Here is a 19,248-nt window from a genome sequence, read left to right on the forward strand (position 1 = left end):
ACGCCCGTCCACGGTACCGATTCGGTCACTCCGGGGGCCCGACGCGCCCGTGCAACCGTTCCACCGCATGGCTCGTCGCCGAGCCCCACCCACTCCTCTGGCACCCCGGATTGCGAGAACGATGACCGACGACGTCCTGCTGGTCCACGGCGGAAACCCGCTCGAAGGCGAGATCCGCGTCCGCGGTGCGAAGAACCTGGTGCCCAAGGCCATGGTCGCCGCCCTGCTCGGCCAGGGCCCCAGCAGACTGCGCAACGTCCCGGACATCCGCGACGTCAAGGTGGTCCGCGGGCTGCTCCAGCTGCACGGCGTGACCGTGCGCACCGGCGACGAGGACGGCGAGCTGATCCTCGACCCTTCGCACGTGGAGAGCGCCAACGTCGCCGACATCGACGCGCACGCCGGCTCCTCGCGGATCCCGATCCTGTTCTGCGGCCCGCTGCTGCACCGCCTCGGCCACGCCTTCATCCCGGGCCTGGGCGGCTGCGACATCGGCGGCCGCCCGGTCGACTTCCACTTCGAGGTGCTGCGCCAGTTCGGCGCCACCATCGAGAAGCACCCGCAGGGCACCTACCTGGTCGCCCAGCAGCGGCTGCGCGGCACCAGGATCGAGCTGCCCTACCCCTCGGTCGGCGCGACCGAGCAGGTGCTGCTCACCGCGGTGCTCGCCGAGGGCGTCACCGAGCTGCGCAACGCCGCCATCGAGCCGGAGATCGTCGACCTCATCTGCGTGCTGCAGAAGATGGGCGCGATCATCACCCTGGGCACCGACCGCACCATCCTGATCACCGGCGTCGACGAGCTGGACGGCTACACCCACCGCGCGCTGCCGGACCGCCTGGAGTCGGCCTCCTGGGCCTGCGCGGCGCTGGCCACCAAGGGCGACATCTACGTCCGCGGCGCCCGCCAGCTGGAGATGATGACCTTCCTCAACACCTTCCGGAAGGTCGGCGGCGCCTTCGAGGTGGAGGACGAGGGCATCCGGTTCTGGCACCCGGGCGGCGAACTCAAGGCGATCGCCCTGGAGACCGACGTCCACCCCGGCTTCCAGACCGACTGGCAGCAGCCGCTGGTGGTCGCGCTGACCCAGGCGACCGGCCTGTCCATCGTGCACGAGACGGTGTACGAGTCGCGGCTGGGCTTCACCGGCGCGCTCAACCAGATGGGCGCGCACATCCAGCTCTACCGCGAGTGCCTGGGCGCCACCCCGTGCCGCTTCGGCGCCCGCAACTTCCTGCACTCCGCGGTGGTCTCCGGCCCGTCCAAGCTGATCGGCTCCGAGCTGGTCATCCCGGACCTGCGCGGCGGCTTCTCGTACCTGATCGCGGCGCTGGCGGCCGAGGGCACCTCGACCGTGCACGGCATCGACCTGATCAACCGCGGCTACGAGAACTTCATGGACAAGCTGCGCGACCTCGGCGCCCACGTCGAGCTGCCGAGCGAGCAGGGCAGCGAGGAGCTGGTCGGCGCCTGACCGGCGCCCTCCGCCACGGCGAGAGGCCGGGCCCCCGCGACGGGGACCCGGCCTCTCGGGCGTTCAAGGGGTGGTTCAGGCGCCCTTGGCGGCTTCCTTCAGCTTGGAGCCGGCGCTGACCTTGGCGCTGTAGCCCTCGGGGATCTGGATCGGCTCGCCGGTCTGCGGGTTGCGGGCGGTGCGAGCGGCGCGGTGGGTGCGCTCGAAGGTCAGGAAACCGGGGATGGTGACCTTCTCGTCGCCCTTGGCGACGACCTCGCCGACGATCTCGGCGAAGGCGGCCAGAACGGCGTCGGCGTCCTTGCGGGTCACCTCGGCGCGCTCGGACAGCGCGGCCACCAGCTCACTGCGGTTCATGTGTACTCCTGTGGTCTGTTCGCTTGCGGTGTGCGGGGGCCCATCGGTGCTCCCACCGGGGAGCACCCGGATGGGCCGCAGGTCCGCACACTGTGCTCATGCAGGCAATGCGTGGTCGCGAGCCGGGTCCGCACCCAGTGCCGCGCGCCGTGCCTTCGAAGGCCCGCCTGCCTGCCCGGATACGAATCCTGCCCCGACCGGCCCCGAGAATGCCAATCGGGCCCCGGCGGCACAACCCGAACAGCGCCCGCCCGCCGGAGGTGTGACGCTCCGTCGGCTCCGGCGGACCGGGCGCGGGCGGCGGTCGGGAGGACGCGCCGGAAGACCGGGGGGACGTTCCGTACTTGTCGGACACGCCTGCCCCGTGCAGGGCTACCGTACGCCCTAGGTCCGACAAGCCCAAACACGCCCCTCGCCCTTGTGTCGCAAGGGTTCGGGGCGGGAACGGGCGGGTACGACCGCTAATCGGTCATTTGACCGATCCGCGACACATCGCGACCGGCCTCCGCGGGAGCTCGCCGACGGGCCCGGCGCAGGGGCCCGGCGGCGCGGTCCGGCGTCAGAGCCGCACGGCCGGGAAGGAGGCGGTGTCGAGCGTGCCGACGATGCCCGGGGTCGGACGGGCCGGCGCGGGCTCCTCCGAGGCGGCGGCCAGGGCGGCCTCCCGGACGGCGGCGGCGACGGTCTTGGCGACGTCCTTGTGGAACACGCTGGGGATGATGTAGTTCGGGTTGCGCTCGTCGTCGCCGACGGTGGCGGCCAGGGCCCGGGCGGCGGCGATCATCATCTCGGTGTTGACGGTGCGGCTCTGGGCGTCCAGCAGGCCGCGGAAGACACCCGGGAAGACCAGCACGTTGTTGATCTGGTTGGGGAAGTCGCTGCGGCCGGTGGCGACCACCGCGGCGGTCTGGCGGGCCACCGCCGGGTCGACCTCCGGGTCCGGGTTGGCCAGCGCGAAGACGATCGCGTCCTCGGCCATGGTGGCCAGGTCGTCGCCGTCCAGCACGTTCGGGGCGGAGACGCCGATGAACACGTCGGCGCCGGCCACGGCCTCCTTGAGGGTGCCGGTGCGGCCCGAGCGGTTGGTGTGCTCGGCGATCCAGCGCAGGCTGTCGTTGAGGTCGTCGCGGTCCTCGTGGACCACGCCCTTCACGTCCGCCACGGTGGCGTGCTCGACACCGGCCGCCATCAGCAGCTTGAGGATCGCGGTGCCCGCGGCGCCGGCGCCCGACATCACCACCCGGATGTCGGCGATCTCCTTGCCGACCACCTTGAGCGCGTTCATCAGCGCCGCCAGCACCACGATCGCGGTGCCGTGCTGGTCGTCGTGGAAGACCGGGATGTCCAGGGCCTCGCGCAGCCGGGCCTCGATCTCGAAGCAGCGCGGCGCGGAGATGTCCTCCAGGTTGATGCCCGCGAAGCCCGGGGCGATCGCCTTGACGATGGCCACGATCTCGTCGGTGTCCTGGGTGTCCAGGCAGATCGGCCAGGCGTCGATCCCGGCGAAGCGCTTGAACAGGGCCGCCTTGCCCTCCATGACCGGCAGCGCGGCGGCCGGGCCGATGTTGCCCAGGCCCAGCACGGCGGAGCCGTCGGTGACCACCGCGACGCTGTTGCGCTTGATGGTGAGGCGGCGGGCGTCCTCGGGGTTCTCGGCGATCGCCATGCAGACCCGGGCGACACCCGGGGTGTAGATCATCGAGAGGTCGTCGCGGTTGCGGATCGGCAGCTTCGAGGACATCTCGATCTTGCCGCCGAGGTGCATCAGGAAGGTGCGGTCCGAGACCTTGCCGATGGTGACGCCGTCGATCGCCCGGAGCTTCTCGACGATCTCCTCACCGTGCGCCACCGAGGAGGCGGCGACCGTCACGTCGATCCGCAGCGCCTCCAGGCCGGAGGAGGTCACGTCGAGGCCGGTCACCGAGCCACCGGAGGACTCCACCGCCGTGGTGATCGCGCTGACGGCGTTGCCTCTGGCCGGCACCTCCAGTCGCACCGTGATCGAGTTCGAGACACTGGGCACCGTCGCCATCGACGTCCTTCTTCCGTCTGTCCGTCCGCGAGTTCAACAGCTTGTTGAAATCTCTCGCTTGCGCATGCTAGACGTCGATGGTCGCACCTACCGGGGCATAGTCAGAAATAACGTTCATTGAGTGTGCGGACCCGACAACTTCTTGCCTCCACCGCCCGATGCGTTACATTGGACGGGACACCGGCTCGATCCAAGCCCCCGGGCCCAACCTTCGTCCCTTCGAGGGACCACTTGCCGCGAGGCGAGCATGGCGGGTCGGTGTCGTAGCTTCTGAAGGCCCCTCACCCGCCGGGTGGGGGGCCTTCGTCGTGGTCGCGCACCGTGACGGCGTACGGCCGGCCCGGGCTCCCGGGCCGGCCGTACGGGCCGTCAGTCGCGCAGCAGCGCGGGCACCCCGGCGGCGTCCGGCAGGTCGTCCGGGCCGGACAGCACGGTCAGCCGCTGGGTCGCCCGGGTCAGCGCCACGTACAGCACCCGCAGGCCCGCCTCGGACTCGCCGGCGATCCCGGTCGGGTCGGCCACCACGGTCGCGTCGTACTCCAGGCCCTTGGCCTCCAGGCTGCCCAGCGCCACCACGCGCCCGCCCAGCCCCTCGGCCCAGCCCGCGGCCTCGGCCCGCCGGTCCATCGGCACCACCACGGCCACCGTGCCGTCCACCTCGCCCAGCAGCCGCTCCAGCTCGGCCCGGGCGCCCGCGCCGAAGGCCTCCGGCGACGGGTCGGTGACGGCCGCGAAGCGCGGCTCGACGCCCACGCGCCGCACCGCGCTCGGCGACGGCGTGCCCGGCGCGGCCAGCGCCAGCACCTTGGCCGCCACCTCGGCGATCTCGGCGGGGTTGCGGTAGTTCACGGTCAGCGTGAAGCGGCGGCGGGGCTTGCCGGACAGCACCTCGTCCAGCGCGGCCTGCGCCTCCTCGGGGAACGGCCAGGAGGACTGCGCCGGGTCGCCGACGATGGTCCAGGTGGCCGTCCGGGAGCGGCGGCCGATCATCCGCCACTGCATCGGGGTGAGGTCCTGCGCCTCGTCGACGATCACGTGCGCGTACTCGACCCGCTCGACCGGCACGCGCTCGCGCTGCCGGGCGGAGCGGTCGGCGAAGGTGGTGACCTCGTCCAGGCCGCTCAGCAGGTCCACCGCGTCCACCTCGCGGACCTTCGGCCGGGCCGGCTCGCCGAGCAGCACCTGCAGCTCGTCCACCAGCGCCACGTCGTGCGCCGACAGCGCGCCCTCGCCGCGCTCCGACAGGTGCCGCCAGGACGCCGCCAGCAGCCTCGCCTCGTCGGGGGTGACCGCGCGGCGGGCGATCCGGTTGATGTGCCGGGCCTGCTTCAGCGTGCCGAGCACCCGGCGCGGGGTGACCGCGGGCCACCAGGCGTCCAGGAAGTCCAGGAACGGCGCCTCGTCCGAGACGTACTCGTCGAAGGCCTCCTTCTCCTCCTGGCGCTGCTCGCGGGCGTAGTGGTCGGCGGGCTTGGGCAGGTGGCGGACGGCCTGCTGCCAGAGCGCGTCCAGCAGCAGCCGGCGGGCGCGCGGGCGCAGCAGGTTGAGCGGGGTGCCGCCGGAGCCGATGACGTTGCCGCGCACCGCCTTGAGGCGGCCCCCGTCCAGCTTCAGCACCTCGCCGCGGGCGACCACCTTCAGCTCCTGCGGCGCGCCCAGCTCCAGCGCGGCCCGGGCGGCCCGGCGCAGCAGCTGGACCATCCGGGCCGAGCCCTTGATCCGGGCCGCCTCGGGGGTGTCGTAGGTGCCCGCCTCGATGCCGTCGACCAGCGAGCCGACCGCGCGGATGGCGACCTGGCCCTCCTCGCCGAGCGAGGGCAGCACGCCCTCGGTGTAGGAGACCAGCAGCGGGGTCGGCGAGACCACCAGGATGCCCCCGGCGTAGCGGCGGCGGTCCTGGTAGAGCAGGAAGGCCGCCCGGTGCAGCGCGACGGCGGTCTTGCCGGTCCCGGGGCCGCCGGTGACCAGGGTGGCGCCAGCCGCGGCGGCGCGGATCACCTCGTCCTGCTCCTTCTGGATGGAGGAGACGATGTCGCGCATCGAGTGGCTGCGGGCGCGGCCCAGCGAGGCCATCAGCGCGCCGTCGCCGACCACCGCCAGCTCCTCGCCGTCCAGGGTGGGGGTGAGGTCGGGACGCAGCAGGTCGTCCTCGACGCCGATCACCCTGCGGCCCTTGGAGCGGATCACCCGGCGCCGGATGACCCGGCCGGGCTCCAGCGGGGTGGAACGGTAGAACGGCGCCGCGGCGGGGGCCCGCCAGTCGATCACCAGCGGGCCGTACTCGGCGTCCAGCACCCCGAGCCGGCCGATGTGCAGGGTCTCGGCGACGGCCGGGTCGGCCGGGTCGAGCGGGGTGTTGGAGGGGATGCCGTGTTCCTCCGGCGCGTCGGGCCGTTGGAGGTCGATGCGGCCGAACAGGAAGTCCTCGAACTCGTTGTTGAGCCGCTGGAGGTGCGCTCCGGCCCGGTACACCTGGGCGTCGCGCTCCGCGAGCGCGCCGGGGGTGCCGACGTGCACGCGCTTGGCGGCGTCCTCCAGGATGTACTCGGCCTCGGCGAGCTTCTCCTCCAGCCGGTGGTAGACGGTGTCGAGGTGACGCTGCTCACCGGCGATCTCGCGCGTGCGCACGGTCTCGTGGTCGGTGGCGGTGGTGTCCGTGGTGCTGGTGTCCGTGTTGCTCTGCATGGCCTCGGTGGTTGCGGCGGAATCCGGCTCCGGGAAACGAGCGGACGGACGATCCTACGCCCCGGGCCGGGGAAACGTGAAGGCCGCCCTCCGCAACGCGGTGGACGGCCTTCACTGTCAACATGGGGTGGTGGAGATGCCGGGAATCGAACCCGGGTCCAGTGGAGTTAATTCAGGGCTTCTCCGAGCGCAGTCCGCTGTGCTTTTCTCGGCCCTGGCGGTCACACGGACAAGCCGCCAACAGGCCCAGCTGCTGTTTGATTTCCCCTCCGCCCCCGCAGCCCGGGCGGACGGTTGAGTTCCCTAGATTATGCCAGGATCCGGGTCGGGAACTCCCCGGGCTGACACCCAAGCGCTATCGGTGCTTATTAGGCAGCGAGAGCGAACTGCTGGGAATCGCGCTTAGAGTTGGCGATTATTTTTTTGCGACACGTGGTTAACGAGATCATTGCCGCGTTCCTCGGCTCGCTTCCCCTGTTTCAACATCCCCTGTCGAAACCGATCATCCCCATGTTTTGTTGAGAAACAGCGCGGACGGAGGCCGTCCGTGGTGCTGGGCCCCATGGTACGCGAGGCGACCATCGAGGGTCCAGCCGATTAACGCTGGCGCCGCCGGGCGGCCGCCACCGCGCGCGCGGTCTCGCGGGTGTCCTGCTTCTCGCGCAGGGTCTGCCGCTTGTCGTACAGCTTCTTGCCGACCGCGAGCGCCAGTTCGAGCTTGACCCGGCCGTCCTTGAAGTACAGCGAGAGCGGGACGAGGGTGTGGCCGGCGTCCCGGACCTTCGTCTCGATCTTGCGGATCTCCAGCTTGTGCAGCAGCAGCTTGCGCTTGCGCCGCGCCGCGTGGTTGGTCCACGTCCCCTGGGTGTACTCGGGGATGAAGACGTTGTCGATCCACGCCTCGTGGTTCTGGATGTAGGCGTAGCCGTCGACCAGGTTGGCCCGCCCCTCGCGCAGTGACTTCACCTCCGTGCCGGTGAGCACGAGACCGCACTCGTAGGTGTCGAGGATGGTGTACTCGTGTCGCGCCTTCTTGTTCTGCGCGATCAGCTTGTGTCCGGTTTCCTTTGCCATAGCGCGGTCATTCTCGCACCTCCGCCCGGGGCCGGGCAGCCCCTTTACGCGCGGCTGCCCAGACCGGCCAGCACGCGCAGGGCGAGCGCGGCGGCGTCCTCGGAGGCGCCCGCCGGGACGTCCGGGGCCAGGCCGGTTCCCTCCGGGGAGCGGCCGGCCGGGGTGTAGTAGCGGCCGACGGTCAGCTCCAGCACCGCGCCGTCGGCGAGCCGGCTGGGCTGCTGGACGGTGCCCTTGCCGAAGGTGCGCCCGCCCACCACCACGGCCCGGCCGCGGTCCTGCAGGGCGCCGGTGAGCAGTTCGGCGGCGCTCATCGTGCCGCCGTCGACCAGCACCACCAGCGGGGTGCGCTGGTCGCCGCCGGGCGGGGCGGTCAGCTCCCGGGTGCCGCCGCGGTCCTGGTAGGAGCCGACCGGGCCGCCGTCCAGGAAGACCCCGGCGGTGCCGGCGGCCTCGTCGACCAGCCCGCCGGAGTTGCCGCGCAGGTCCAGCACCACGCCGGCGCGCGCGCCGCGCGCGGCGGCGCGCACCTGCTCGGCCACGCCGGAGGTGAAGGCCCCCACCGCGATCCGCACCACGCCGCCCGCCAGGTGCTCGACCGTCACCTGCTGGCTGTCCAGCAGCGCCCGGCGCAGCCGGACCTCGCGCTCCTCGCCGTCGTCCCGCCGCACGGCCAGGACGACCTCCGAGCCGGGCTGCCGCTCGGCCCCCTCGCGCCCGCGCAGCCGGGCGACCACCTCGGTGACCGGCAGCCGGTCGGCCTGGTCCTCGCCGATCCGCAGCAGCCGGTCGCCGACCGCGATCCCGGCGGCGGCGGCCGGCCCGGCGGGCCGCACCCGGGAGACGGTGGTGACGCCGTCCTCGCCGCGGCCCACGGACAGGCCCACCCCGAGGTAGCGGCCGTCCAGGCCCTGGCTGAACTCGGCGTACTCCTGGGCGCTGTAGTACGCGCCCCAGCGGTCGCCGGTGGCGCCGATCAGGTGCTCGGCCTGCTGCTCGGAGAGGTCCGCGCCGGCCGGGTCCTGGCCGGCGCCGATGGTCGCGGCGGCGGCCTGCGCGGTGTCGGCGGACGGCGGCCGCGCCGTCGCGCCGGGCTCGCCCCAGGCGCCGGTGGCGGCTCCGGCCAGCAGGACCACGCCGAACACCAGGCTGAGGGTGGCCACCTGACGCGCCGCGCGGGGAGTGACTGGCATGGACCGGAGTCTAGAACCCTTCGGAAACGCCGCGGCCCGGAAAGGGACCGCGACGGAACGCCGGCGGCCCCGGACGGCGCAGTGCCGTCCGGGGCCGCCGGAGCCGTCCGGGCCCTCGGGCCTCAGACCTTGAGGTACTTGCGGAGGGTGAAGAAGGCCGCGATGCCGGCCATGCCCATACCCACCACGACCAGCAGCGGTATCACCGCCAGCACCGAGGACAGGCCGATGAAGTGGATGAACTGCACCCGGTCGGCGAGCCAGTTCTGGACGAAGAAGTGGCCGCCCAGCAGCAGACCCGCGGCCATCACGGCGCCGAGCAGCGCGGAGAACGCGGCCTCCGCGATGAACGGCATCTGCACGTAGAAGTTCGAGGCACCGACCAGGCGCATGATGCCGGTCTCGCGCCGCCTGCTGTACGCCGACACCCGGACGGTGTTGACGATCAGCAGCAGGGCCACGAAGAGCATCAGCACCATGATGACGAAGGCCGCCGTCTGGAGGCCGTTCAGCAGGCCGAAGAGGTTCTCCAGGATCTTCCGCTGGTCCTCGACCGACTTGACGCCGGGTTTGCCGGCGAAGGCGCTCTGGATGACGTCGTACTTGGTCGGGTCCTTGAGCTTGACCCGCCAGGACTGCGGGATGGCCTCCGGGCCGAGGACGGAGATGAGCGGGTTGTCCGGGTTCATCTCCTTCCAGTGCTTGTACGCCTCGGCGGAGTTCTCGAAGGTCGAGGACTGGACCACCGAGTCCATCTTGTCCAGCTGGGTCTTGATGTCGGCGATCTGCTGGTCGGTGGCCGCGCCCTTGTCGCACTGGGGCGAGTTCCGGGCGTCGGCCTTGGTGCAGAAGTAGATGCTCACCTCGACCTTGTCGTACCAGTACCCCTTCATGGAGTTGACCTGGTCGCGGACCAGGAGGGAGGCACCGGCGAGGGCGAGGGAGAGCGCGACGCTGACGACGACCGCGATGGTCATCGTCAGGTTGCGGCGGAGACCCACACCGATCTCCGACAGGACGAACTGGGCGCGCATGCGTTCAACAACTCCAGGGTCGGTACTGCTGGTCGGACGAGGCGGGCGGGCGGCCCACGGGGTCAGCGCCGAGCGGTCAGTGCTGGTACCCGTAGACGCCGCGGGCCTGGTCGCGGACCAGCAGCCCCTTGTCGAGCTCGATGACGCGCTTGCGCATCTGGTCGACGATGGCCTGGTCGTGGGTGGCCATCAGTACGGTGGTTCCGGTGCGGTTGATCCGGTCGAGCAGCTTCATGATGCCGACCGAGTTCTGCGGGTCGAGGTTGCCGGTGGGCTCGTCCGCGATCAGCAGCATCGGGCGGTTGACGAACGCCCGGGCGATCGCCACGCGCTGCTGCTCACCACCGGACAGCTCGCCCGGCATGCGGTCCTCCTTGCCGCCGAGGCCGACCAGGTCGAGCACCTCGGGCACCACCTTGTTGATGGCGCTCTTCGGCTTGCCGATGACCTCCAGCGCGAACGCGACGTTCTGCGCGACCGTCTTGTTGGGCAGCAGGCGGAAGTCCTGGAAGACGGTGCCCAGCTGGCGGCGCATGTGCGGCACCTTCCAGTTGGACAGCTTGCCCAGGTCCTTGCCCAGCACGTGCACCTCACCGCTGCTGGGGCGCTCCTCGCGCAGGCACAGCCGCAGGAAGGTGGACTTGCCCGAGCCGGACGAGCCGACCAGGAAGACGAACTCACCCTTCTCGATCTCCAGCGAGACGTTGTCCAGGGCGGGACGGTTCTGCTTGGGATAGGTCTTGGAGACGTTGTCGAATCTGATCACGGCTGCATCACGGAGGCCATCCTAGGCGGCGCCAGTCCTGGGTCGGTCCGCCCCTCGGCCTGCCCGGCCCGGGGCGGGCGAGGGGAACGGAACGGCCGCTCCCGGCTTGGGACCATACGCGAACGGGCGCCCGGCCCGCAGGTTCGGGCCGCGACAGCGGCGGAGAACTGGGGGAGAATGACCGGGTATGCCCCGAAAATTGGGAGCCATCTCACAGCCCGGGGGCCGGAACGCCCGGAACCTGGCAGAGTGGAGGGTGCGGTCGGGCCCGACCGCTCCGCCGCACAGGGCAAGAGAAGGAACCAAGGCCCGGTCCGGTGCGTTTGCAGTAGCAGCGAGGAGGAGATCGCATGACCTGCGACCATCTGGTGTGCGCCCACTGCAACGGCCGCGTCAGCGAGGGCCGCTGCCCCGCGTGCCGTGCCACCCGGGCCCGGCTGCAGGAGCAGCAGGGTCCGTTCGCCGCACTCTCCCCCGCGATGCTGCTGGCCGTCCTGGCCGGACTGCTCGCGGTGGCGCTGATCGCGCGGCAGGCGCTGGCCTGAGAAACGTACGGCGAAGGCCCCCGCCCGGTGAACCGGTCGGGGGCCTTCGCGCGTTGCGTCCTGCGGGGCGGCGGACCGCCCTCCGTTCTACTGCGCGGCGGTCTCGCGCTGCTTGCGCCAGCGGATGCCGGCCTCGATGAAGCCGTCGATGTCGCCGTCCAGCACGCCCTGCGGGTTGCCGACCTCGAACTCGGTGCGGACGTCCTTGACCATCTGGTACGGGTGCAGCACGTAGGAGCGCATCTGGTTGCCCCAGGAGCTGCCGCTGTCCTTGAGCGCGTCCATCGCGGCACGCTCCTCCTGGCGGCGCCGCTCCAGCAGCTTGGCCTGGAGGACGTTCATCGCGGACGCCTTGTTCTGGATCTGCGAGCGCTCGTTCTGGCAGGAGACCACCACGCCGGTCGGGATGTGCGTGATGCGCACCGCCGAGTCGGTGGTGTTGACGCCCTGGCCGCCGGGGCCGGAGGCGCGGTAGACGTCGATGCGCAGCTCCGACTCGTCGATGTCGACGTGGTCGGACTGCTCGACGACCGGGAGCACCTCGACACCGGCGAACGAGGTCTGCCGGCGGCCCTGGTTGTCGAACGGGGAGATGCGGACCAGGCGGTGCGTGCCCTGCTCGACCGAGAGGGTGCCGTAGGCGTACGGGGCCTTGACGGTGAAGGTCGCGGACTTGATGCCGGCCTCCTCCGCGTACGAGGTGTCGTACACCTCGGTGGGGTACCCGTGCCGCTCGGCCCAGCGCAGGTACATGCGCATGAGCTGCTCGGCGAAGTCGGCGGCGTCCACGCCACCGGCCTCGGCGCGGATGTTGATCAGCGCCTCGCGGGCGTCGTACTCGCCGGACAGGAGGGTGCGGACCTCCAGCTCCTCGACCGCCTTGGCGACGGCCGTCAGCTCGGTCTCGGCCTCGGCGCGGGTGTCCGCGTCGTCCTCGGCCTCGGCCAGCTCGAACAGGACGCCCAGGTCGTCGATGCGGCCGCGGAGGCCCTCGACCCTGCGCAGTTCGCCCTGGAGGAAGGAGAGCCTGCTGGTCACCTTCTGCGCGTTCGCCAGGTCGTCCCACAGGTCGGGGGCGGCTGCCTCCTCCTCCAGACGCGCGATGTCGGCCCGGATCTTGTCCAGGTCGAGGACGGCCTCGATCGACCCCATGGTCGTTTCGAGGTTCTTGAGCTCTTCGGAAGGATCGACGGCTGCCACGCCCCCAGGGTAATGGTTCCCGGGGGGCTTCTGACGACCGCGGGGGCGTCCGGGGCGCACACGACCCGTCCGCGGGCCTCCGGACAGGCCTCCGGAGCGCTGCCGGAACGCGCCGCTAGGGGGCCCGCGGAGCGGTGGAGACGGTGGCCGGGCGGGAGCCGGATCCGGCGTCCGGGGCGGTGGCGGCGAAGGCGGTCCAGGCCGCGGCGGCGCCGGCCAGCAGCAGGACGACGGCCAGCAGCACGGCCAGCACCCGGCGGCGGCGCAGCAGCGCCTGGCGGTCCCGGCGATGGGCCGCGCCCGGGGCGGTGCGCTGGGCCCGCGACTCGGCCGCGTAGGAGGCCAGCTCGTGCGCGGACGGGCGGCGCAGGCTGGTGTGGGTGTCCCGGGTGGAGTCCGGGGCGACGCCGGGCACCAGCGGCACGGCCGGGCCGCGGCGGCGCTTGTGGGTGCCGGGGGCGGCGTCCACCTCGGCGTACACCGCCTCGGCCGGGGTCAGCTGCTCCTCGGCGGGCGCCCGGCCCTGCTGCGGGACGGCCAGCACCGGCAGCCCGGCCAGGGCCGGCAGCTGCTCGCGCAGCCGGGCGGCCAGTTCGGCGGCGCGCAGCCGGGAGGCCGGGGCCTTGGCCAGGCACTCGGCGATGATCCGCCACAGGCCGTCCGGCAGTCCGGGGATCGGCGGCACCTGCTCGGTGACGTGCCGGCGCAGCACCGCGCCGGTGTGGCCGCCGCCGAAGGGCGTGAAGCCGGCCAGCAACTCGTACAGCACGGTGGCGAGGGCGTAGATGTCGACGGCGGCGCGCGGCTCCAGGCCCTCGATGATCTCGGGGGCGAGGTAGTCGGGGGTGCCGATGATCCGGGTGGCGCGGGTGCGGCGCGGGGCGTCGACCAGCCGGGCCACGCCGAAGTCGGTCAGCTTGGCGCGCGGGGCGCCGCCGGGCCCGGGGGCGGCGGAGAGGTCGAGCAGGACGTTCTCCGGCTTGACGTCCCGGTGCACGATGCCCGCCGCGTGCGCGGCGGCCAGGCCGTCGGCGACGTCCGCGATGATCGAGGCGGCGGTCTGCGGGGGCAGCGCGCCGTCGCGCTCCAGCCGCGAGCGCAGGTCGGTGCCCTGGACCAGCTCCATCACCAGGGCGAGGTCGCTGCCGTCGACGACCATGTCGCGCACGCCGACCACACGGGGGTGGTCGAGGCTGGTCAGCGCGGCGCGTTCCTGCACGAAGCGCCCGACCAGCACCTGGTCGGCGGCCAGGTCCTCGCGGAGCAGCTTGACCGCGACCGGACCGTCCGGGCCCTCGCCGAGCCAGACCGTCCCGGCCGAGCCCCGGCCGATCACCTGGTGGACGGTGTAGCGGCTGCCGATCTTGCGTGCCAATGCTGCTCCGTGGGCGGCGGGAGCGCTCCGGGAGGGTCCGGAGGCGCTCGGTGGGGCGGGACAACAGCGACCAACCTACGCGCCCGAACGCCCTCCGCGGGCCGCCTGAGGGCGCTCGGCAGGTCCTGGGCGGCGGGAAATCCCGCAAATTGTCGACAAAGCGTCAATCCCGCCGCGGAGCCCGGATCCCGGGGCCCCGGGATCCGTCGCGTCAGTTCTTCGCGCTGTCGAACAGTCCGGTCACCCAGTCCTTCGCGCTGGTGAACCAGTCCTGGACGTCGGCCCAGTAGTCCGGCAGCGGGGTGAAGTTCCACAGCGCCACCGCGGCCACCGCCAGCACCAGCAGCACCATGAGGCAGCCCTTCAGGCAGCCCAGGCCCGGGATGTACATCCGGTTGCGGCTGCGCGGGCGCGGCTCGCGGCGCGACGACTCCCGCGGCGCTTCCCGGGGTGCCTCGCGCGGCGGCTCGGCGCGGCGCTGCGGGGGCTCGCGGTGCTGCGGCGCGGGCGGCTCGGCCCGGCGCGGCGGAGCGGCCGGGGCCGCCTGCTGCGGGGGCTCGCGGTGCTGCGGGGCGGGCGCGGCCCGGTGGCCGCCGGGCGGGGCGGCCGGCGGCTGCTGCGCCCGCTGCGGGCGGCCGTACGGCGGAGCCGGCGGCGGGGGCTGGTTGTAGCCGCCGGGCGGCTGCGGACGGCCGCCGCCCGGCGCCGGTCCGCCCGGTCCGCCCTGGTACGGCGGCGGCGCGACCGGCGGGCGCTGGGCGTAGCCGGGCGGCGGGGCCTGCCGGTGGCCGCCGGGCGGCTGCCGGCCCGGCTGCTGGTCGGGGTACTGCCCGGGGTGCTGTCCGGGGTGCCGGCCCGGCTGCTGGTAGCCCTGCGGGGCGCCCTGCTGCGGGCGGCCCCCCGGTCCGGCCTGGTACGGCGGCGGGGCGACCGGCGGGGCCTCGAAGTCCTCGGGCCCGAAGTAGGCGATCTCGGTCTGCTGGTTGCGGTCGCGGGCCGCCCGCAGCTGGGTCTGCCACGGGTGCGGGGTCTCGGCCTGCGGCGGACCGGGCGGGGGCGGCGGCACGGCGGCGGGCGGCATCACCCGGGTCGCGGCCGCCGGGTCGAACGGGGGCGGCTGGGTGCCCATCACCCGGGTCGCCGCCGCCGGGTCGTACTGCTGACCGGGCGGCTGGCCGGGCTGCTGGCCGGCCGGGAGCACCTGGGTGCGGTCCTCGGTCCCGAACGGCGTGTCCGCCGACAGCCCCGGCACGCCCACCGGCGCACCCGGCACGGCGGTCGGCTGCGGGTCCGGCACCAGCAGCGCGCCGACGGCGAGCGCCGCGTCCACCGCCGCCGGGGAGGCGTGCACGCCCACCCCGCCGGCGACCACCCGCAGGGCGTTCGCCAGCGACACCGCGCTCGGCCGCTGCGCCGGGTCCTTGCGCAGGCAGCGCTCGATCACCGTCCAGAGCGGCTCCGGCATGGTCGACGGCCGCTGCGGCTCCTGGGCGAGGTGCGCGTGCAGGATCGCCAGCGGGTTGTCCCCCTGGAACGGCTGTCGGCCGGTGACCAGCTCGTACAGCATGATCCCGGCGCCGTAGACGTCCACCGCGGAGGTCTGCGGCCGGCCCTCGGCGGACTCCGGCGCGACGTACGCGGGGGTGCCGACGAACTCGTGGCTGCGGGTGATGCCCGGGGAGTCGGCGAGCCGGGCGATGCCGAAGTCGGTCAGCATCGGGTGCATCTGCTCGGTGGCGTCGACGACGGCGGTGGCGAGCAGCACGTTGGCCGGCTTGAGGTCGCGGTGCACGATGCCGTCGACGTGGCTGGCGGCCAGCGCGTCGGCGACCTGGGCCATCAGCAGGGCGCCCGCGATCGGGCTGAACGGGCCGTGGTCGCGCAGGTAGCGGGCCAGGTCAGGACCGTCGACGAGGTCCATCACCAGGGCCAGCAGCTCGCCCTCGACGACCAGGTCGCGGACCTTGACGATGTTCGGGTGGGTCAGCCGCAGCAGCACCGAGCGCTCCCGCAGGAAGCGCATCACCACGTCCGGGTCGGCGGCGAGCTCCTCGCGCAGGATCTTGATCGCCACCAGCTGCCCGGGCGCGCTGCCGGGTACCTCGACGTCGGCGCGGACCCGCCCGCGCCAGACCGTGCCGGTGGCGCCCCGTCCGAGCGGGTTCTCCTCCAGCAGATACTTGCTGCCGACTGGCCGCACCTGTCGCACTCCTCGTCGTGCCGCCCGCGCGGGGCGCTCCTCCGCCGGTGCGGTGAGCCTGCCGGGTCCGTGTTCCGGCCACTCTAACGGGGTCCGTAGACGTTTTCGGGGCGACCGGCAGGGGCGTTCGCCCGGGTTGGGGGACATCCCCTACGGGAAGACCCGGAGGGCCCGCGAACGGTTCCACCGAGGCCTCGGGGTCTGCCCTTCCGGGCGCCGGTTGACCTGATTCCCCGTCGCCTCCACCATGGCGATGTTCGCAAGATCGTCAAATCCGGTACGGTGCGCGGACTGTCCGTGACGGATGGCAGGATGACACTCGCCACTCTTGTGGCCCAAGCGGTGTCGCGGCCACCCCCGCTCCCCCGCGGCGGCCCGAGGCAGCGGCACAAGGCGTCACACCAGCAGAAGGGACCGCGGGCGAGATGCAGATCCGGCTGACCGTCCTCCGACCGCGCAGCGGCCCGGCAGCCGCCGGCTCCGCCATCCCGTACGTGGACGTGCTGGTCACCGCGCCCGTCGGTACCGCGCTCGGCTCCCTGGCGGGTGCCCTCGCGGGCGCCGTCGGCGTGCGCGGACCGCGGGCCGCGACCCATGTGCACCTCTATGCCGGGGCGCACCGGGTGGACGAGCACACGCTGCTCGGCCACCCCCCGCTGCTCGACGGCGCCGTCCTCTCGCTCAACGAGCCCGACCCGACCGCCGACGACCCGGACGACACCCCGGCCGCCGCCGAGCTGCGCGTCGTCGGCGGCCCCGACGCCGGCGGCGTGCACCGCCTGCACGGCCGGGAGATCCGGGTCGGCCGCTCCGGCGAGGCCGACGTCCCCGTCGACGACCCCGACGTCTCGCGGCTCCACCTCGCCCTGCACCTCGCCGAGGACGGCACGGTGACCGTCCGCGACCTCGGTTCCACCAACGGCACCACCGTCGACGGCCGGATCGTCCCGCCCGAGGAGGCCGTCCCGCTGGACGGCACCGGCCTGCTGCGGATCGGCGAGACCACCCTGCGGGTCACCACCCCCGATCTCCGGGACGGCCCCGGGGCGCCCGCCCGCGCCGCGCTGCCCGACGGCCACGGCCACCTCCAGCTCGCCGCCCCCGCCCCGGTCCGCCCCGCGCCGCCCGCCGCCGAACCGCCGGCCGCCCCCGAACCGCCCGCCGGGCGCGGCCGCGGCCTGCTCTCGCTGCGGCTCGGCCGCGCCGCCGCCGAACCGGCCGAGGAGAGCGCCGAGCGCCACCACGCCGCCGTCCGCACCCGGCAGGCCGCCGCCCAGCGCGAGCGCTGGCCCGACCTCGCCACCCTGCTGCTCAACGCGCTCGGCCCCGGCCCCCGGCTCTGGGAGCGCGGTCCCGGCCACCCCGACGCGCTCACCCTGCGGCTCGGCACCGCCGACCGGCCCGGCGGCCCCGGCACCTCCCCCGGCACGGTGCTGCCCGCCGTCCCGGTCACCGTCGACCTGCAGACCGCCGGCAGCCTCGGCCTCAGCGGCCCGCGCGCACGCCTCGACGCGCTCACCCGCGCCGTCGTCGCCCAGCTCGCCGCCCTGCACCCGCCGACCGGGCTCAGCCTGGTCGTGGTCGACGCCGACCCGGCCCGCGCCCCGCAGGACCGCGCCGACACCTGGGCCTGGGCCCTGTGGCTGCCCCACCTGCGCCCCGCCGAGGGCCAGGACTGCCGGCTGCTGCTCGGCCTCGACGACGAGCAGGCCACCGCCCGGCTCGGCGAGCTCACCGCCCGGCTCAGCGGCCCGGTCGGCCTCGGCGGCCACCCCGCCACCGTCGTCGTGGTCGACGGCCGCCCGGGCACCGAGTCCGCCCGGCTGGCGCTCGACCTGCTGCTGCGCCAGGGCCCGGCCGTCGGCATCTTCCCGATCTGCCTCGCCGAACAGCCCGAACTGCTGCCCCGCGGCCTCGGCGCCACCGCGCTGATCACCGGCGAGGTCGGCACCCAGCTCTCGCTCGACCGCCCGGGCCCGGTCGCCCGCGGCCGGGAGACCCTGCACGAGGTCTCCCTGGACGCCGTCTCGGACGCCTGGGCCGAGCGGCTCGCCCGCGTCCTCGCCCCGCTGCGGGAAGCCGCCCCGGCCAACCGCGGACCGCTGCCGGACGCGCTGCGCCTGCTCGACCTGCTCCAGTTGGACACCGTCACCCCGGCCAAGCTCTCCGCCCGCTGGGACGCGCACGCCGGCGGCATCGGCGCCGCCACCGCCCTGCTCGGCACCACCCGCGACGAGCTGTGCGTCCTGGACCTCGCCGACCCCGAGCTCACCCTCCCCTCCCCCGACCCGGGCGGCCCGCACCTGCTGATCGGCGGCGCCCGCGGCTCCGGCAAGACCGAGCTGCTGCGCACCCTGGTCGCCTCGCTGGCCGTCTCCGAGCGCCCCGAACGCCTCGCCGTCACCATCGTCGAGGGCCGGGCCACCGAGGACGGGCTCGCCGGGTGCAGCGAGCTGCCGCACGTCACCGGCCGGGTCAACGCCGCCGCCGACCCGCGGGCCGCGCTGCTCGCCGCCGAGGCGCTGGAGGACGAGCTGGCGCTGCGCGAGCGGCTCTTCGACGGGCTGGACTTCGCCTCCTGGCACGCCGCCCGCATCCTCGACGGGGAGCCCGTCCCGGTCCCCGCCACCGTCGGCGCCCCCGCCGCGTCCGCGCCCCCGCTGATCATCCACCCGCGCAGCCCCGACTCCCCCGCCGCCCCGGTGGCCGCCCCCTCCCCGGGGCCGTGCCCGCCCCGGCTCGTCGTCGTGGTCGACGACTACGACGCCCTCCTGGCCCCCACCTCCCCGGCCGGCCGCCCCCTCGCCCGCGCCCTCGCCGCCGTCGCCCGCCGCGGCGGCCCGCTCGGCATCCACCTCGCCGTCACCACGGGCCGGCCCGACGAGACCACCGGCACCGAGGTCGACGACGCCGCCCTGCTGCGGATCGCCCTGCGCACCGACGACCCGGCCGACTCCGACCTCCTCATCCACCTCGGCGACGCCGCCGCCCTCCCCGACACCACCCCCGGCCGCGGCTACCTCCGCCTCCCCGACGGCGGCGTCACCGCCTTCCAGGCCGCCCGCATCAGCGGCCGCATCCCCCGCACCGCCACCCTCCGCCCCACCGTCGTCGCCATAGACCCCCACACCCTCGGCGCCCCACCCGCCCGCCGCCCCGTCCGCGAACTCGGCAACGGCCCCACCGACCTCGCCCTCCTCGCCAGCGCCCTCCAGCGGGCGGCGGCCCGCTGAGGTGGAAAACGTTGAGGAAAGGGCCGCCTTGCCGCGTCTGCGCACCAGGTCCACCGCGTGGTCAGGTGCGGCCAGATAGA

The 19,248-nt window shown here is 73.9% G+C and carries 13 protein-coding genes and 1 other RNA gene; 3 read left to right on the forward strand and 11 right to left on the reverse strand.

What is annotated here, in order from left to right:
* Nucleotides 1–121: 121 nt before the first annotated feature.
* Nucleotides 122–1,474, forward strand: a complete 1,353-nt coding sequence (gene murA, locus ACFC0B_RS24655; protein WP_376089610.1) for a UDP-N-acetylglucosamine 1-carboxyvinyltransferase — start codon at nucleotides 122–124, stop codon at nucleotides 1,472–1,474.
* 75 nt (nucleotides 1,475–1,549) lie between these two features.
* On the opposite strand, the gene ACFC0B_RS24660 is transcribed toward murA, so the two are convergent.
* From ACFC0B_RS24660 to ftsE, 8 genes are all read right to left on the reverse strand, one after another.
* Complete coding sequence (locus tag ACFC0B_RS24660) at nucleotides 1,550–1,831, reverse strand: HU family DNA-binding protein (protein ID WP_030308200.1); 282 nt, start codon at nucleotides 1,829–1,831, stop codon at nucleotides 1,550–1,552.
* A gap of 559 nt (nucleotides 1,832–2,390) precedes the next feature.
* A complete protein-coding gene (locus ACFC0B_RS24665; RefSeq protein ID WP_376089613.1) occupies nucleotides 2,391–3,863 on the reverse strand; it encodes an NAD-dependent malic enzyme in 1,473 nt (490 codons plus the stop codon).
* 369 nt (nucleotides 3,864–4,232) lie between these two features.
* On the reverse strand, nucleotides 4,233–6,548 hold the full coding sequence (locus ACFC0B_RS24670) for a HelD family protein (RefSeq protein ID WP_376089616.1): 2,316 nt from the start codon (nucleotides 6,546–6,548) through the stop codon (nucleotides 4,233–4,235).
* Between the two features lie 128 nt (nucleotides 6,549–6,676).
* Nucleotides 6,677–7,058: a transfer-messenger RNA gene (gene ssrA / locus ACFC0B_RS24675) on the reverse strand.
* Between the two features lie 87 nt (nucleotides 7,059–7,145).
* Complete coding sequence (smpB, locus tag ACFC0B_RS24680; protein WP_350544683.1) at nucleotides 7,146–7,622, reverse strand: SsrA-binding protein SmpB; 477 nt, start codon at nucleotides 7,620–7,622, stop codon at nucleotides 7,146–7,148.
* Between the two features lie 44 nt (nucleotides 7,623–7,666).
* Entirely contained in the window at nucleotides 7,667–8,815 is a 1,149-nt protein-coding gene (locus ACFC0B_RS24685) for a S41 family peptidase (RefSeq protein WP_376089619.1), read from the reverse strand.
* Nucleotides 8,816–8,937: 122 nt separating this feature from the next.
* Nucleotides 8,938–9,849: a permease-like cell division protein FtsX gene (gene ftsX / locus ACFC0B_RS24690; protein WP_376089622.1), complete on the reverse strand. Its 912-nt coding sequence runs from the start codon at nucleotides 9,847–9,849 to the stop codon at nucleotides 8,938–8,940.
* A 76-nt stretch (nucleotides 9,850–9,925) separates the two neighbouring features.
* Nucleotides 9,926–10,615, reverse strand: coding sequence for a cell division ATP-binding protein FtsE (gene ftsE / locus ACFC0B_RS24695; protein WP_350544679.1), 690 nt, complete (start codon nucleotides 10,613–10,615; stop codon nucleotides 9,926–9,928).
* A 350-nt stretch (nucleotides 10,616–10,965) separates the two neighbouring features.
* On the opposite strand from ftsE, the gene ACFC0B_RS24700 reads away from it, so the two are divergent.
* The gene (locus ACFC0B_RS24700; protein ID WP_344325125.1) at nucleotides 10,966–11,160 is read left to right on the forward strand and encodes a hypothetical protein; all 195 of its coding nucleotides are present in this window, start codon (nucleotides 10,966–10,968) and stop codon (nucleotides 11,158–11,160) included.
* A gap of 87 nt (nucleotides 11,161–11,247) precedes the next feature.
* On the opposite strand, the gene prfB is transcribed toward ACFC0B_RS24700, so the two are convergent.
* The 3 genes from prfB to ACFC0B_RS24715 all read right to left on the reverse strand — a co-directional run bounded on the left by prfB (nucleotide 11,248) and on the right by ACFC0B_RS24715 (nucleotide 15,935).
* A complete protein-coding gene (gene prfB, locus ACFC0B_RS24705) occupies nucleotides 11,248–12,360 on the reverse strand; it encodes a peptide chain release factor 2 (protein ID WP_376089627.1) in 1,113 nt (370 codons plus the stop codon).
* A gap of 115 nt (nucleotides 12,361–12,475) precedes the next feature.
* Nucleotides 12,476–13,735 carry a serine/threonine-protein kinase gene (locus ACFC0B_RS24710; protein ID WP_376089630.1) on the reverse strand — a complete coding sequence of 420 codons (1,260 nt, stop codon included), beginning with the start codon at nucleotides 13,733–13,735 and terminating at the stop codon, nucleotides 12,476–12,478.
* Between the two features lie 211 nt (nucleotides 13,736–13,946).
* A complete protein-coding gene (locus tag ACFC0B_RS24715; protein WP_376089633.1) occupies nucleotides 13,947–15,935 on the reverse strand; it encodes a protein kinase in 1,989 nt (662 codons plus the stop codon).
* Nucleotides 15,936–16,360: 425 nt separating this feature from the next.
* On the opposite strand from ACFC0B_RS24715, the gene ACFC0B_RS24720 reads away from it, so the two are divergent.
* On the forward strand, nucleotides 16,361–19,168 hold the full coding sequence (locus tag ACFC0B_RS24720) for an FtsK/SpoIIIE domain-containing protein (RefSeq protein ID WP_376089636.1): 2,808 nt from the start codon (nucleotides 16,361–16,363) through the stop codon (nucleotides 19,166–19,168).
* Nucleotides 19,169–19,248: the final 80 nt, after the last annotated feature.

The sequence above is a fragment of the Kitasatospora sp. NPDC056184 genome (genome assembly GCF_042268405.1).
Lineage (GTDB): Bacteria > Actinomycetota > Actinomycetes > Streptomycetales > Streptomycetaceae > Kitasatospora.